We start from the raw sequence: 12165 nt of genomic DNA on the forward strand, positions 1-12165 counted from the left end.
AGGACTTTGTCGAGGGGGCGGAACCCGAGCGAAACCTTGGCGTTTTCGTGGTCAGAACGACGCGGCCCGCCCGCGTTGAATTTTTTCGAAGGATACGAACAATGCTCGGTTGGGCCGTAACTTTCCTTGTCGTCGCCCTCGTGGCCGCGCTGCTTGGTTTCGGTGGAATCGCCGGAACGGCGATGGAAGCCGCAAAGCTGGTGTTCTTCGTGGCGATCGTCCTATTCGCGATCTCGGCCGTCGTGGGCCTGATGCGCGGCCGCTCGCCGACACTCTGACGCGTGTCAATTCACGCCGGCCCGGCGTTCGTGCCGGCGCGACGAAGGTGAGGGCCGCCGCGATTCGCGGCGGCTTCTTCGTTGATACTATCGGTCGGTGCGACGGGCGGCTTCGCGATCGCGGCAGTGCCGCTTCTCAGACACGCAGGCGTGCTCCGGTCCGTTGGCCTCTGGTGAACTGCGAGCCTTGTTCTCGGCCGGCCTGCGCGATCAGAGCGGAGCAACCGGATGCTGCGGCCGCCACGCCTCACGAGTCTCCGCTGTCGTCATCTGCCCGCGAAGACTGCGCAGAGAGCGTCGCGCAAAGTTGCCGCGATGAGCGGCCGAAACCAGACGCCCGTCAGGCTTTCCCGCCGTCACCACTGTCGAGCTTGGCGATCAGGTCCGCGAAGCGATCGGGCACGGGCTGCTGCGTGATGGAATCGTACATCGTCCGCAACTGCGCGGCGAGGCGATTGCGGGTGTGGTCAGTCAGGCTGCTGCGGGTCGCATTTCTGGCGCTCGACGGACGGGTTTCGTCGACGTTGCTGTTTCGGATCTCTGATCTGTGATCGGAAGCAGTTCCCGAACGCGGATCCCGCGCGCGGAGAGCTGCATCCTTCCCCTGGTCCACCATCGATACGCCCCTTAGTGCCGAAGTCGGCTTGACCGCATTGTGCTGCGGCTCGACATACGCCATGGCTGCGGCGGCAACGCCTGCCCGCCGGGATCGGTTCCGCCGGGGGGTGGAACGGAGTGCGGGCCGCCGCGTTGGGCGGTAGGCTGCGCAGGATACAAGCCGGCCCCGGCACCGCTTCGGTTACAGATCGAGGTGACGCGGCCGGGCAACACGGCGAGGCACAGGGGATCGAATGTCGACATCGCAACTCGTGGTACAGCACCTGCCGTACCTGCGCCGCTACGCGCGCGCGCTCACGGGGAGCCAAGTGGCGGGTGACGCGTACGTCGCCGCCACGCTGGAGACCCTGGTCAACGAGCCTGACACGCTCGGCCGCAGCACCAACATCAAGGCCGACCTGTTCCGCGTCTTCACGCGGATCTGGAACTCGCTCTCGGTGAACGGCCGCAGCGAGCAGGTTCAGCACGACCTTCCGGCGGAGGTCCGCCTCGGCCAGATCACGCCGCTGCCGCGGCAGGCCTTCCTGCTCTCCTGCCTCGAAGGCTTCTCCGAGGAGGACGCTGCGATCATCCTGGCCGTCGACGTGTCAGAGGTCCGCGACCTCGTGGACGAGGCCGGCCGTGAGCTCGCCGCCGACATGGCCACAGAGATCCTCATCATCGAGGACGAGCCGCTCATCGCCATGGATCTCGAGGCGCTTGTCGAGGGTCTCGGCCACAACGTGATCGGCGTCGCCCGCACTCGCACCGAAGCGATCAAGATCGCTGGCGAGGGCAAGCGGCCCGGACTGATCCTGGCCGATATTCAGCTCGCCGACGGATCCTCCGGTCTCGACGCCGTGAACGACCTGCTGAAGACTTTCGAGGTGCCGGTGATCTTCATCACGGCCTATCCGGAGCGCTTCCTCACCGGCGAGCGGCCCGAGCCGGCCTTCCTCATCGCGAAGCCGTTCCAGCCCGCCAACGTCTCCGCTGTCATCAGCCAAGCGCTGTTCTTCCAGCAGACGGCCCGCCGTCGGGAAGCCAAGACCGCGTGACCTGACGCGGCGTATCGGCGGGACAGTCCGCCGCCCCGACGTCTCCGAACGGATACGAAGCCCCGGCGCGAGCCGGGGTTTTTTTATGCCGGCACGGTCCGGCGCCGGACGCAAAAAAACGGGCCGGAGAAGGCTCCAGCCCGTCGCGAAGGTTCCGGCCGATGCACAAGGGGAATGCGGGGAGGACCAGGTGGCCGGGTGCTGGAGAAACGGCCGCGGAACCGGGAGGTTCCAGGGCGCGCACTTTTTCGACGGAAGTGGCTAAAAAACCACAGTGGACAGTTGTGGATGGCGCGCGTGCGCCGTCGCACCAATCCCGCAACGGCGATTGAATACTGAGGGCGCGTAGAAGCGCGGAAGTCTAGGAACCTGCGATTGCAGGCCGCGTTATCACCACATCCTGTCAAGCTCTCGCGATGAGGTCGGGGCGATGCTGCGGTCTGGTTTCATTCTGGGCGTGAGCGCTCCCGCCGCTCTCCTCACCGTTCTGGTGCAGCCGGTGGTGCGGGAAACAGCCGATCGCTGGACTGCGCCGGTCCCGACGATGCAGATGAGCCAAGCGCCGCTGCCGGGAATGCGGCCGGTCTCATTGTCCATCAGCCCCACCCGGGTCGCGGGGGTCCAGAAGATTGAGAGCCGTACGGCGCCGGTGGCGGGCGAGGCGGAGGATCTGAGCATCCGCCCGATCCTGAAGCAGCCCCCGCGTCGCTTGGTGCGTGAGGGTTGCGAGACGGCCCTCAGCTCACTGGTCGGTCCTGAGGCGCGGCGCATGACCCCGGGCCGCTGCATCTCCTGATCGAGAAACCTATCACCGCGCACAACAAAAGGCCCCGTCCATCGGCGGGGCCTTTTGTTGTGCGCGCCATGTTGGGAATGAAGACGGCGCCGGTCCGGAGGACGCGGCGCCGTTACGCATTACGAAGGTTCGGCTGCGTCACTCGGCGCGGCCGGTACCCGTGGACTGGCCACCCTTGCGCCCCGCCGACGACGCGAGTTCGCGGTCCTGGGAGAACGAACGCTTCTCGGCGGGCACGCTGCGGCCGCCCTTGCTGGCGATCTCGCGCTGCCGCTCCAAGTTCATCGAGGCAAAGCCCCGCTTCGAGGTCGAATTTCCGGATGCCATCAGTTCCTCCTCAGGCTTCGCTTCACCCCGCAACAACCTTCAGCAATAACCAAGGTTCCTGTTCCGAGACCTGCTTAAGCTTCTAACAGCTCAGCTTGGCGGCAACCGGGCTCTTGTGCGCCGCGTTGACCACCGAACGACCGGGTTTGCTTGTCCGCGCCTGTTCTCGGAATGCGCCCGAGGCGCGGCGGACGACTCGGCGGGCCGCATGGGGCGGCGATCGCGAAAGGGCTTCTGACAGGATGACGAATCGCAACATGGTGAAGGACGGCGCCGGGTCGCCGCCGCAGATGAAGCCGAATGCACCGCCCCTTCCGCCGATGCCGGCACCGGAGGATTCCGCCCGTCCAACGACCCGCGAGGAGCCGGTGGATTCGCCGCACCTGAATGCGAGCCTCAAGCGCGAGGCCCCCGGGCCCGGCGAGCAGGGCCTGTCGACCAAGCGATGAGGTGCCGGCTCAGCCCGCCTGCCTCCGCGTCAGGCGGGTGAGCCCGAAGATCAGCAGTCCGATGGCCAGGATCGTGACGATCCCGGCCACGGCGAGGATGCGCTGGACGAGTGGCGTGTAGACGCCGCGGACGGCGTCGAAGCCGTAACACAGCAGGGCGAGCCGGTCGGCCAGCCCGCCGATCCGGCCCTCGCCGGCCTCCGTGAGCGCGAGGCGCAGGTCCCGCCCGGTGAGAGCCAGGGGCGAGAGCACGCGGGCGACGCGCCCGTCGCCGGCGAGCAGCAGGGCGGCGGCTGGGTGGGCGAAGCTGTCCGTGTCGGCATCGTAGATCGCGGTATAGCCGAGGGCCCCGGTGAGCCGGGCGACGGCCGCCTCCGCGGCCACGAGCGGCACGAGGGCGATCGCGTCCGCGCGGTCGCCCAGCGTCTCCCGGATCATCCGGCGGGCGGCTGCGGCATCGTCGCGCGGGTCGATCCCCACGAGGATCAGGGCATAGCCGCCCGCCGGCAGGCCGGTGGCCGCCAGGGCGTCGGCCGACATGGACACCATCGGGTCGCAGACGTTGCCGCAGGTGTAGTCCACCGGCAGCAGCAGGGTGGGCCGTCCGGCCAGCGCCTGTCCGAGCGTCGTGGCCCGCCCGGTACGGGCGTCTGTGACCGGAAGGTCGAGGGGCGCGCGGGCGCCCGGCGACGGTGCCGCCGCGACGCGGGCGAGGTCGGCCTGAACGAGGCGGGCCCGGGCCGGCGGCGCGGCCAGGCACAGGGCCAGCAGCGACAGGGCGGTGAGGCTCCGGCGCGTCCGGGAGCCCCCTTGGCCCGGTGCGGGACTAGACAAGTGCTTGACGAACCGCATGGATGTGCGGGCTCGTCCGGCCCCGCCGTCCTGGGCCTGAGATCCGCCGCGGAGCCGCTGTATGACCCTCGACACCGAGGTTTCCTCCCTGAAGCAGGTGCCGCTGTTCCGCGAAGTGGAGCCGGCGCGCCTGAAGCTCCTGGCCTTCACCAGCGAGCGGGTGCATTTCGAGCCCGGGCAGCGGTTCTTCGCCCGCGGCGACGTGGCGGATGCGGCCTACGTGATCCTGCAGGGGACCGCGGAGGTCAGCATCGACGGTCCCGCCGGCCCGGTGCGTCTGGCGCTGCTCGGCCAGGATGCCCTCGTGGGCGAGATGGGCATCCTGGCCGAGCAGCCCCGGTCGGCCACCGTGACGGCGGAATCCGCGGTGACCGCCCTGCGCATCGACCGCGGCGTGTTCCTGGAGCTGTTGGCACAGTTTCCACAGATCAGTATCGCCCTGATGCGGGTGCTCGCGCTGCGCCTGGAGCAAACCAACCAAGCGCTCGCCGAGAGCCGGGGCTGAGGCGGGATCACGCCGGCGGATAGGTGATGAACTCCAGAAGTGAGCCGTCCGGATCCCGGAAGTAGACGCTGACGCCCGCGCCTGCGGCGCCGTGCCGCTCGACCGGGCCGAGTTCCACGGGCACGCCGGCCGCTTCGAGATGCGCGATCGCGTCCTCAATCGTCCCGGACCAGCGGAAGCAGAGGTCGCTGTTGCCGGGCTGGACCGGCTTCTCGGCCACCGGCGTCGCCGCGACGCCCGGACCGTGGCAGTTGAGCTGCACGCCGCCGAACCTGTAGGCGAAGCCCGGACCCCGCTCGATGATCTCGGCGCCCACCACGTCGCGGTAGAACGCGTTGGAGCGCCCCCAATCGCTCACGTGGATCACGCAATGGTCGAGGTGGATGGCCGGCCTGAGCACCGCCACCGGCGCGAGCGTGGATTCCTCGGACAGGGTCTGGGTCTCGGGCATCGATCTCCTCCGCGAATGGCGCCGTCACGATCCGCCGCCTTTCAGAATTAGGGCGCAACCGTGGCCGCGGGAGCAGGCGCTGGCCGCCCGCTGCGGCGGAAAAGCTACATCGTCGCCGACCGCGAGACGGTAGTCATGGCCCGAGGACCGCACCCGCATGACAGGACCTATGATCGCGACTTACCCCTCGGCCTGGAGCCGCATTCGCCGGCTTGTCCGCTCGCGAATCCTGCTCGCCGTCGTGGCGATCGCACCCCTGGCCGCGTGCCAGACCCGGCCCGTTCAGGTCGCGCAGGACGACGATTCGGCGTGGTACATCGGGTCCAAGCCCGACAAGCCCTACGACATCCCGCTCGTCGACACCGGGCGCCTGGATCCGAAGTATCGCCGCCAGCAGGTCAGCTACAACGGGCCGGAGCAGCCCGGCACGATCGTGGTCGACATCGACAAGCGCCAGCTCGTCCTCGTGCAGGCGGACGGCACCGCGATGCAGTACGGCGTCGGCGTCGGGAAGGCTGGCTTCTCGTGGAAGGGCGAGGCCCGGGTCGGCCGCAAGGGCGTCTGGCCGGATTGGAGCCCGACCGTCACGATGGTCTCGCTCAATCCCGATCTGCCGCGGACCCGCAAGGGCGGCGTCGACAATCCCCTCGGTGCCCGCGCCCTGTACCTCTACCAGGGCAACCGCGACATCCTGTTCCGCATCCACGGCACCAACGAGCCCTGGAGCATCGGCGAGCAGCTGTCGTCGGGTTGCGTGCGGATGCTGAACGAGGACATCGCCGACCTCTACGAGCGCGTGCCGGTTGGGACCCGCGTCCTCATCAAGCGCAACGGCAAGTACCGGGTCTGAGGCGCGGTCCACCCGGGCGCGGCGCCGCGCCGGCCGGAAATCGGTCGCCCGTTCCAAGCCGTCATCCCTCACGGCCTTCGCCGTGCTCCGGCGGCGCAGGATCGCGGTTCTCGGACCGCCTTCACGGCAAGCGGCGCGGGTTCGACGGGGCGGAGACCTCAGGCCGCGCGTGGCCCGACGTCATCGCGACCCGCCCGTCATGGCGGCGTGTCGAGCCGGTGCCTCAGCCGGCCGGCGCGGTCGGTTCCTTCCCGCCCGCGACCGCCCCGACGAGCCGGCCGAGGGCCGCGCGGTCCAGGATGGGATCGCCGGGCCGCCCGTCCGGAGCCATGCCGTCGCTCGCCAGTACCTCGGCGGCCGTCAGACCCGTCGCCGTCTCGACGACCGGACGGACCGGTCCGATGGCGTGGTCGGCCCAAACCAAGAGGGCCGTACACAGGGCGAGGGCGCCCATCAGGGTCTTGAAAAAGGTCATGCAGCTCAACGGTCGCCCGGAGCCGCCGTTCCGGGGCGCGGCGCGGAACACTTTCGCAACCCGCGCGCGATAGCGTTCCCTTTGTGCGACCTGCAAGTGTGTGAGTCGGCAAAATCGCCACATTGGCCGCGCAGCTTGGCGGCTTCACCAGACCTCTCTCAGATCGAACGCCTCCCGCGTGGACCATTCTTCGATGATCAGACCGATGTTCGCCCTGCTCCTCCTCTGCGGCCCCGCGGCCGCGGCCGGGACGGTCAGCGGTCCGGCGACCGTGATCGACGGCGACACGATCGAGGTGCAGGGCACCCGCATCCACCTCTACGGGATCGATGCCCCCGAGACCGCGCAGAGCTGCGAGACCGCGAAAGGGCTGGAATACCGCTGCGGTCGCGAGGCCGCGCTGGCGCTGGACGCCCGGATCGCCGGGGCCGTGGTCACGTGCGAGCGGCGCGACACGGTCGCGGGTCGGCTCGCCGGGATCTGCCACGTCCACGGCGAGGACCTGTCGGCCTGGATGGTCGGACAGGGACTGGCGCTCGCCAGCCGCCAAGTCACGGCATCCTATGTCCGCCAGGAGGGCCACGCCTGGGCGACCCGCCGCGGCATCTGGGCCGGCACCTTCGAGAAGCCGGCCGACTGGCGCCAGGACCGGCGCCGCGTCGAGGCGTCGGCTGGGGCCGGCGCGGCCGAGTAGCCGCGCGGCCGGTTCAGGCCGTCCGGTCGTGGCCCTCGGTGTAGTCCCGCCACAGTAGCACGAGGGCGGCCATGACGGCCGGACCGACGAACAGGCCGAGCAGCCCGAAGGTCTCCACACCTCCGAGGATGCCGAGCAGCACCCACAGGAAGGGCAGCTTCGTCGTGCCGCCGATCAGGGCCGGTCGGATGAAGTGGTCGGCCACGAAGGTCACCACGAGGCCGGCCGCCGCGACCACGATGGCCGCCGTCACCGAGCCCGCCGCCACCAGCAGAAGCGCCGCGATGGCGATGGCTACGGCGGCGCCGAACGGGATCATCGCGGCCACCGCCGTGAAGGCGCCGAGCAGGACCGGGTGCGGTACGCCCGCGAAGTAGTAGACGATCCCGAGCACGAAGCCCTCGCCGAGGCCGACCAGCACGAGGCCGTCGACGGTGCCGTGCACGGAGGCCACCATCTGACGGGCGACGCGCTCGCCGCGCGGGCCGAACAGGCGATGGCAGGCGGTGAGCGACTGGTCCCGCACCGTCCGCCAGTCGCGGAACAGGAAGAACAGGGCCACGAGGCTGAAGCCGAACAGCACGATCCGGTGCATGACTTCGCGGCCAACGTTGCGCGAGGCGCCGATCACCGAATGGTTCTCGAAGCGGCGCAGCAGCTCGGAACCCGCCTTGGCGTGGCCCAGATTGTCGTTCCACCACGCCGTCGCCTGAGGCGCGCCGTAGGGCAGGTGCTGAAGGAATTCGGGCGCCGCGATGCCGTTCGCCTCCGCGTTGCGGACGAACTCGGCCACGTCGTGGGCCTCCCGGGCGGCCTGGATGCCGAGGATCGCCAGGGGCGCCAGGAAGACGAGGGCCACGGCCGCCGTCATGAGCGTGGGCAGGAGCAGGTTGTGCTTGCCGGGCGGAAAGCGGTGCTCGAGGCGCGTGTAGAGCGGCCAGAGGGCGATCGCCAGCACGACCGCCCAGGCCAAGGCCGGCAGGAACTCGTGCAGGATCCACAGGCCGAGGGCCGCGAGCGCCAGCGCCAGAAGGACCCGGGCCGCCCCCTGCGAGCGCGCTCGCTCCTGCGGCGGCTCCGCCCCCGGGGGCTGCGTCTCGACCGGCACCGGCGTCGTGCCGGGCTTGATCATTGGTTGCATCCGTCAGGTCTCCTGGGCAGACATGGCCGCCGCACCCTGCACCTAGGGGCGGCGCCGGGCAGCGGTACGCGCGTCCGCGCGCACGATCCTGCGCGCTGCCGATACGCTGTGGACAAGCCCTGAAACGCTGTGGGAACCGTCGCGGTTGCCGCCCCTGACCCCCTCGTGTAGAGGTCGCCGCCATCCGACCGGGCCGTGTAGGATGGCCCGTATATGCGTAGGGTGGCCGCGCAGGGCGCGAGTGCCGGGCCGCCCGGCGGCGAGGGGGCTCCCGCACGACCGACCCGGAATTCGAACAGCCCGCGAGAAGACATGTCCGACGAGCCCGCCCACGGCAGCGCCACCTTCCAGCGCGTGGCCGATATCATAGCCGAGACTGCCGACATCCCGCGGGACAAGATCACGCCCGAGAGTCACGCCATCGACGATCTCGGTATCGACAGTCTGGCGTTCCTCGACATCGCCTTCGCGGTTGACAAGGCCTTCGGGATCAAGCTGCCCCTGGAGCGCTGGACCCAGGAGGTCAACGAGGGCAAGGTCCCGGCCGAGGAATACTTCGTCCTCAAGAACCTGTGCGCGCGCATCGACGGCCTCGTGGCCGAGAAGGCCGCCAAGGTCTGAACCAAGGCCGATTCGACACGTCATGCGCCTCGAATACTTCGAGATGATCGATTCCGTGCGGCTCCTCGACCGGGCCGCCGGCCGCATCGAGGCGCTCGCCCGGGTGCCCCTGGAGAGCCCCGTCTTCGAGGGGCACTTCCCCGGCCATCCGCTGGTGCCCGGGGTGCTCCTGACCGAGACCATGGCGCAGGCCTCCGGCTACCTCGTGCTGGCCCATCTCGACTTCACGCGGATGCCGTTCCTTACCGGCGTCGACAAGGCGCGCTTCCGCTCCTTCGTGGGGCCGGGGGCGGAACTGGTGGTCACGGCGAGCCTGGAGCATGACGGCTCGGGCTACGCGGTCACCCGGGCGGCGATCAGCCATGCCGGCAAGGCGCTGTGCGATGCCGAGCTGCGCTTCCGCACCATGCCGTTCCCCGACGGGCTCGACGTGCCCATGCGCGAGCGGGCACGGACGATCGGCCTGTTCCCGGACGCGCGCCAGCCCGTGAGCCGATCATGAGCCGCGCGGTCGTCATCACCGGTCTGGGCCTCGTCTCCTGCGCGGGCGAGGGCGTCGAGGCGCACCTCGCGGCCCTCGACGGTGACGCGGCGCCGCGCACCGACACCGAAACCTTCGCCCCGTATCCGGTTCATCCCGCCCCGGCGATCGCCTGGGACGGCCAGATCCCCAAGCGCAGCGACCAGCGTCAGATGGAGGCGTGGCAGCGGCTCGGCGTCTACGCCGCGGGCCTCGCCCTCGACTCGGCCGGGGTGAAGGACGACGCCGCCCTGAAGCAGGCGCTCCACCTCGTGGTGGCGGCCGGCGGCGGCGAGCGGGATTACGCGGTCGACGGGGCCATCCTGACGGGCCTGCGCGACGCACCGGACCCCGGCGCCTACCTCAACGAGCGGCTCCAGAACGACCTGCGCCCGACCCTGTTCCTGGCCCAGCTCTCCAATCTCCTCGCCGGCAACATCGCCATCGTGCACGGGGTGACGGGGGCCTCGCGCACCTTCATGGGCGAGGAATCCGCCGGGGTCGACTCCCTCCGGATCGCTCGGGCACGGGTCGCTTCGGGCCAGATCGACGCGATCCTGGTGGGCGGCTCCTACAGCGCCGAGCGGCCGGACGTCTTGGTGGTCCACGAGATGGGCGGATACCTCGCCCACGGGGGCTATCGGCCGGTCTTCGCGCGCGGCGCGCCGGGCGGCTTCATCCTGGGCAGCTGCGCCGCCTTCCTGATGCTCGAATCGGACGATCACGCCGCCGCCCGTGGGGCCCGCGCCTTCGCCCGTCTCGACGCCGTGGCGAGCGACCGCACCCGGCGCATGCCCGGCAGCCTCGCCGGCAGCCTCGCCGACCTCTGGCAGAAGGCCGGCCTCACGGCGCCCGACCGGATCCTGTCGGGCGCCACCGGCGTCCCGTCGATCACCGCGGAGGAGGGCGATGCTCTTGCACGCCTGGCGCCCGGAGCCCGCATCCGCGCCCTCGGCGATGTCGTCGGGCACGGGCTTGAGGTGGCGGCACCGCTCGGGGCGGCACTCGCGGCCGCCCTCGTCGCCCACGGCCGGGCCCGCGAGGTCGCCGTGACGACGGTGGGGCATCGGCGCGGCGAAGGGGTGCTCCGCGTGGTTCCAGCGTCACCCTAGCCGCCAGAGCCGACGCGAAGCGGCGGGTCTGCGCCGCCCCGCGATCCGCCGTCGGCCTGATGCCGCGGCGGCGTCCGTCGTCGGCCAAGGGGCCCGCACCGCGCGGGTCCCGCTCCGCTGCCCGGAAGCCAGCCTGCGTCGACGGACGGGCGGACCGGCTCCGCTCGCGCGAATGCGCAGCCTCACGGGCTCCCGGGAACAGATCTCCAGGATCGCGCCCGGTACATCCCGCGGCCGCCTGGCTCACGTGGCGCTTCCGGCGCCATAAACCGCCGTTATCGTTCGAGGAATTGCCAGCGCGGCGGGCCGATTGCCGTCGGAAGTATTGCTCCGCGCTTGCCAAAAAACCGTCGGGGGTTTATTTCAGTGCCATCGGCACGTGTCCGGATATCTTGGACCGTTACGCCTTCGCAGGGCGGTTCTGACTTTCCTATCGCTAGCGGTCGATGCCGGCGCCAGCTCAGCCGAGCGGGCGCAACCACTCACTTTTCCTGCGAAGATCTAAGGACTTCCATGAGCACCGGAACCGTCAAGTGGTTCAATGAGACCAAGGGCTACGGCTTCATCCAGCCGGATGACGGCGGCAAGGACGTGTTCGTCCACATCTCGGCCGTCGAGCGCGCGGGACTGCGCAGCCTGAACGAGGGCCAGAAGGTCTCCTACGAGCTGGAGACCGACCGTCGCTCCGGCAAGCAGTCAGCCGGCCAGCTCCAGACGGCCTGATCCCCGTCCGAAGGGTCTCTTTTGAAGCCGCTCCCCCGGAGCGGCTTCTTCGTATCTGCAATTCCCTCTGTGGGCGGCGGTTTCCGCGCCCGATCCAGGAGTGTCTGTGAGCTTTCTGAACAAGCAAGGTGTCGTCGATCGCCTCGAGACGGCCGCCAAGGCGCGGTCCGAGATGCTGGCCCGCTTCCGGGCGCGTCCCACCGCCGACGATCCGGCCGTCCTCGCCCGCCAGTCCGCCCGCCGCGCCGTGGTCGATGCCCGTGAGGCCCGCGCGGCCGAGCGCGCCGCGCAGCGTCAGGTCGAGATCGAGAAGGCCGCCGCGCGCGCCGAGGCCGAGCGTCTCGCCGAGATCGAGCGCAAGCACGCCGAGCAGCTCGCCGCCCAGGAACGCGCCAAGGCCCTCCAGGCCGAGCAGAAGGCCCAGCGCGACGCACGCTATATCGCCCGCAAGGCGAAGGCGCAGAAGCGGCGCTGAGCCGCGACGCGCGCCTCCGGAACCGCTCAGGAGCCCGGCATGTCCCACAAGTACAAGATCGGCCAGCGGGTGTGCCGGCCCCGACTCGGGCTGCCCGGGGACAAGGGCGAGGGCGAGGTGTTCGAGATCCTGCGGCTGATGCCGGCGGACCAGACCGGCGAGCCCTCGTACCGGATCCGCACCCAGGCCGGGGAGCGGGCCATCCGCGAGAGCGATCTCGTGGCCGCGCCCCTCGCCTGAG

The 12165-nt window shown here is 70.1% G+C and carries 19 protein-coding genes; 13 read left to right on the forward strand and 6 right to left on the reverse strand.

Annotation, left to right across the window (positions count from 1 at the left end; translation table 11 throughout):
• Nucleotides 1–101 precede the first annotated feature (101 nt).
• Complete coding sequence (locus MKK82_RS16595) at nucleotides 102–278, forward strand: DUF1328 domain-containing protein (RefSeq protein WP_007568853.1); 177 nt, start codon at nucleotides 102–104, stop codon at nucleotides 276–278.
• Between the two features lie 340 nt (nucleotides 279–618).
• On the opposite strand, the gene MKK82_RS16600 is transcribed toward MKK82_RS16595, so the two are convergent.
• The gene (locus MKK82_RS16600) at nucleotides 619–957 is read right to left on the reverse strand and encodes a NepR family anti-sigma factor (protein ID WP_243986285.1); all 339 of its coding nucleotides are present in this window, start codon (nucleotides 955–957) and stop codon (nucleotides 619–621) included.
• Nucleotides 958–1129: 172 nt separating this feature from the next.
• Here MKK82_RS16600 and MKK82_RS16605 point away from each other — a divergent pair, with 172 nt between their 5' ends.
• Nucleotides 1130–1933 (forward strand): response regulator, encoded by an 804-nt coding sequence (locus tag MKK82_RS16605; protein ID WP_058194056.1) that lies wholly within the window; start codon nucleotides 1130–1132, stop codon nucleotides 1931–1933.
• Nucleotides 1934–2363: 430 nt separating this feature from the next.
• On the forward strand, nucleotides 2364–2729 hold the full coding sequence (locus MKK82_RS16610; protein WP_243986287.1) for a hypothetical protein: 366 nt from the start codon (nucleotides 2364–2366) through the stop codon (nucleotides 2727–2729).
• Between the two features lie 138 nt (nucleotides 2730–2867).
• Here MKK82_RS16610 and MKK82_RS16615 read toward each other — a convergent pair whose 3' ends face one another.
• Nucleotides 2868–3056, reverse strand: coding sequence for a general stress protein (locus MKK82_RS16615; protein WP_043349455.1), 189 nt, complete (start codon nucleotides 3054–3056; stop codon nucleotides 2868–2870).
• Nucleotides 3057–3298: 242 nt separating this feature from the next.
• Between MKK82_RS16615 and MKK82_RS16620 the strand changes: the two genes are divergently transcribed.
• Nucleotides 3299–3505 carry a hypothetical protein gene (locus tag MKK82_RS16620; RefSeq protein ID WP_238286655.1) on the forward strand — a complete coding sequence of 69 codons (207 nt, stop codon included), beginning with the start codon at nucleotides 3299–3301 and terminating at the stop codon, nucleotides 3503–3505.
• A gap of 9 nt (nucleotides 3506–3514) precedes the next feature.
• On the opposite strand, the gene MKK82_RS16625 is transcribed toward MKK82_RS16620, so the two are convergent.
• Entirely contained in the window at nucleotides 3515–4357 is an 843-nt protein-coding gene (locus MKK82_RS16625) for an electron transporter (protein ID WP_238286654.1), read from the reverse strand.
• A 61-nt stretch (nucleotides 4358–4418) separates the two neighbouring features.
• On the opposite strand from MKK82_RS16625, the gene MKK82_RS16630 reads away from it, so the two are divergent.
• Entirely contained in the window at nucleotides 4419–4862 is a 444-nt protein-coding gene (locus tag MKK82_RS16630) for a cyclic nucleotide-binding domain-containing protein (protein WP_238286653.1), read from the forward strand.
• Between the two features lie 7 nt (nucleotides 4863–4869).
• On the opposite strand, the gene MKK82_RS16635 is transcribed toward MKK82_RS16630, so the two are convergent.
• Nucleotides 4870–5313, reverse strand: a complete 444-nt coding sequence (locus MKK82_RS16635; RefSeq protein ID WP_243986288.1) for a VOC family protein — start codon at nucleotides 5311–5313, stop codon at nucleotides 4870–4872.
• A 157-nt stretch (nucleotides 5314–5470) separates the two neighbouring features.
• Here MKK82_RS16635 and MKK82_RS16640 point away from each other — a divergent pair, with 157 nt between their 5' ends.
• Entirely contained in the window at nucleotides 5471–6163 is a 693-nt protein-coding gene (locus MKK82_RS16640; RefSeq protein WP_373323299.1) for a L,D-transpeptidase, read from the forward strand.
• A gap of 223 nt (nucleotides 6164–6386) precedes the next feature.
• Here MKK82_RS16640 and MKK82_RS16645 read toward each other — a convergent pair whose 3' ends face one another.
• Nucleotides 6387–6638 carry a hypothetical protein gene (locus MKK82_RS16645; RefSeq protein ID WP_238286650.1) on the reverse strand — a complete coding sequence of 84 codons (252 nt, stop codon included), beginning with the start codon at nucleotides 6636–6638 and terminating at the stop codon, nucleotides 6387–6389.
• Between the two features lie 193 nt (nucleotides 6639–6831).
• On the opposite strand from MKK82_RS16645, the gene MKK82_RS16650 reads away from it, so the two are divergent.
• Nucleotides 6832–7332, forward strand: a complete 501-nt coding sequence (locus tag MKK82_RS16650; RefSeq protein ID WP_238286649.1) for a thermonuclease family protein — start codon at nucleotides 6832–6834, stop codon at nucleotides 7330–7332.
• A gap of 13 nt (nucleotides 7333–7345) precedes the next feature.
• Here MKK82_RS16650 and MKK82_RS16655 read toward each other — a convergent pair whose 3' ends face one another.
• Nucleotides 7346–8473 carry an AI-2E family transporter gene (locus MKK82_RS16655; protein WP_238286648.1) on the reverse strand — a complete coding sequence of 376 codons (1128 nt, stop codon included), beginning with the start codon at nucleotides 8471–8473 and terminating at the stop codon, nucleotides 7346–7348.
• A 312-nt stretch (nucleotides 8474–8785) separates the two neighbouring features.
• Between MKK82_RS16655 and MKK82_RS16660 the strand changes: the two genes are divergently transcribed.
• From MKK82_RS16660 to MKK82_RS16685, 6 genes are all read left to right on the forward strand, one after another.
• Nucleotides 8786–9094: an acyl carrier protein gene (locus MKK82_RS16660; protein WP_238286647.1), complete on the forward strand. Its 309-nt coding sequence runs from the start codon at nucleotides 8786–8788 to the stop codon at nucleotides 9092–9094.
• Between the two features lie 22 nt (nucleotides 9095–9116).
• The gene (locus MKK82_RS16665) at nucleotides 9117–9596 is read left to right on the forward strand and encodes a 3-hydroxyacyl-ACP dehydratase FabZ family protein (protein ID WP_238286646.1); all 480 of its coding nucleotides are present in this window, start codon (nucleotides 9117–9119) and stop codon (nucleotides 9594–9596) included.
• Entirely contained in the window at nucleotides 9593–10726 is a 1134-nt protein-coding gene (locus tag MKK82_RS16670) for a beta-ketoacyl-ACP synthase (RefSeq protein ID WP_238286645.1), read from the forward strand. The genes MKK82_RS16665 and MKK82_RS16670 overlap by 4 nt, the downstream gene beginning before the upstream one ends.
• 513 nt (nucleotides 10727–11239) lie before the next feature.
• Entirely contained in the window at nucleotides 11240–11449 is a 210-nt protein-coding gene (locus tag MKK82_RS16675) for a cold-shock protein (protein ID WP_010683690.1), read from the forward strand.
• A gap of 106 nt (nucleotides 11450–11555) precedes the next feature.
• A complete protein-coding gene (locus MKK82_RS16680; RefSeq protein WP_238286644.1) occupies nucleotides 11556–11924 on the forward strand; it encodes a DUF6481 family protein in 369 nt (122 codons plus the stop codon).
• Between the two features lie 39 nt (nucleotides 11925–11963).
• Entirely contained in the window at nucleotides 11964–12164 is a 201-nt protein-coding gene (locus MKK82_RS16685) for a hypothetical protein (RefSeq protein ID WP_238286643.1), read from the forward strand.
• The last annotated feature ends 1 nt before the right edge of the window (nucleotide 12165 follow it).

Origin of the sequence: Methylobacterium sp. E-046 (assembly GCF_022829625.1) — a bacterium.
GTDB lineage: Bacteria > Pseudomonadota > Alphaproteobacteria > Rhizobiales > Beijerinckiaceae > Methylobacterium > Methylobacterium longum.

Bases quoted from the DNA above. Each gene is read 5' to 3' on its own strand.
- MKK82_RS16660 (WP_238286647.1), top strand. From the start codon at position 8,786: ATGTCCGACGAGCCCGCCCACGGCAGCGCCACCTTCCAGCGCGTGGCC.
- MKK82_RS16675 (WP_010683690.1), top strand. From the start codon at position 11,240: ATGAGCACCGGAACCGTCAAGTGGTTCAATGAGACCAAGGGCTACGGC.
- MKK82_RS16610 (WP_243986287.1), top strand. From the start codon at position 2,364: ATGCTGCGGTCTGGTTTCATTCTGGGCGTGAGCGCTCCCGCCGCTCTC.
- MKK82_RS16640 (WP_373323299.1), top strand. From the start codon at position 5,471: ATGACAGGACCTATGATCGCGACTTACCCCTCGGCCTGGAGCCGCATT.
- MKK82_RS16615 (WP_043349455.1), bottom strand. From the start codon at position 3,056: ATGGCATCCGGAAATTCGACCTCGAAGCGGGGCTTTGCCTCGATGAAC.
- MKK82_RS16600 (WP_243986285.1), bottom strand. From the start codon at position 957: ATGGCGTATGTCGAGCCGCAGCACAATGCGGTCAAGCCGACTTCGGCA.
- MKK82_RS16665 (WP_238286646.1), top strand. From the start codon at position 9,117: ATGCGCCTCGAATACTTCGAGATGATCGATTCCGTGCGGCTCCTCGAC.
- MKK82_RS16595 (WP_007568853.1), top strand. From the start codon at position 102: ATGCTCGGTTGGGCCGTAACTTTCCTTGTCGTCGCCCTCGTGGCCGCG.
- MKK82_RS16625 (WP_238286654.1), bottom strand. From the start codon at position 4,357: ATGCGGTTCGTCAAGCACTTGTCTAGTCCCGCACCGGGCCAAGGGGGC.
- MKK82_RS16650 (WP_238286649.1), top strand. From the start codon at position 6,832: ATGATCAGACCGATGTTCGCCCTGCTCCTCCTCTGCGGCCCCGCGGCC.
- MKK82_RS16655 (WP_238286648.1), bottom strand. From the start codon at position 8,473: ATGCAACCAATGATCAAGCCCGGCACGACGCCGGTGCCGGTCGAGACG.
- MKK82_RS16630 (WP_238286653.1), top strand. From the start codon at position 4,419: ATGACCCTCGACACCGAGGTTTCCTCCCTGAAGCAGGTGCCGCTGTTC.
- MKK82_RS16670 (WP_238286645.1), top strand. From the start codon at position 9,593: ATGAGCCGCGCGGTCGTCATCACCGGTCTGGGCCTCGTCTCCTGCGCG.
- MKK82_RS16685 (WP_238286643.1), top strand. From the start codon at position 11,964: ATGTCCCACAAGTACAAGATCGGCCAGCGGGTGTGCCGGCCCCGACTC.
- MKK82_RS16605 (WP_058194056.1), top strand. From the start codon at position 1,130: ATGTCGACATCGCAACTCGTGGTACAGCACCTGCCGTACCTGCGCCGC.
- MKK82_RS16635 (WP_243986288.1), bottom strand. From the start codon at position 5,313: ATGCCCGAGACCCAGACCCTGTCCGAGGAATCCACGCTCGCGCCGGTG.
- MKK82_RS16645 (WP_238286650.1), bottom strand. From the start codon at position 6,638: ATGACCTTTTTCAAGACCCTGATGGGCGCCCTCGCCCTGTGTACGGCC.
- MKK82_RS16620 (WP_238286655.1), top strand. From the start codon at position 3,299: ATGACGAATCGCAACATGGTGAAGGACGGCGCCGGGTCGCCGCCGCAG.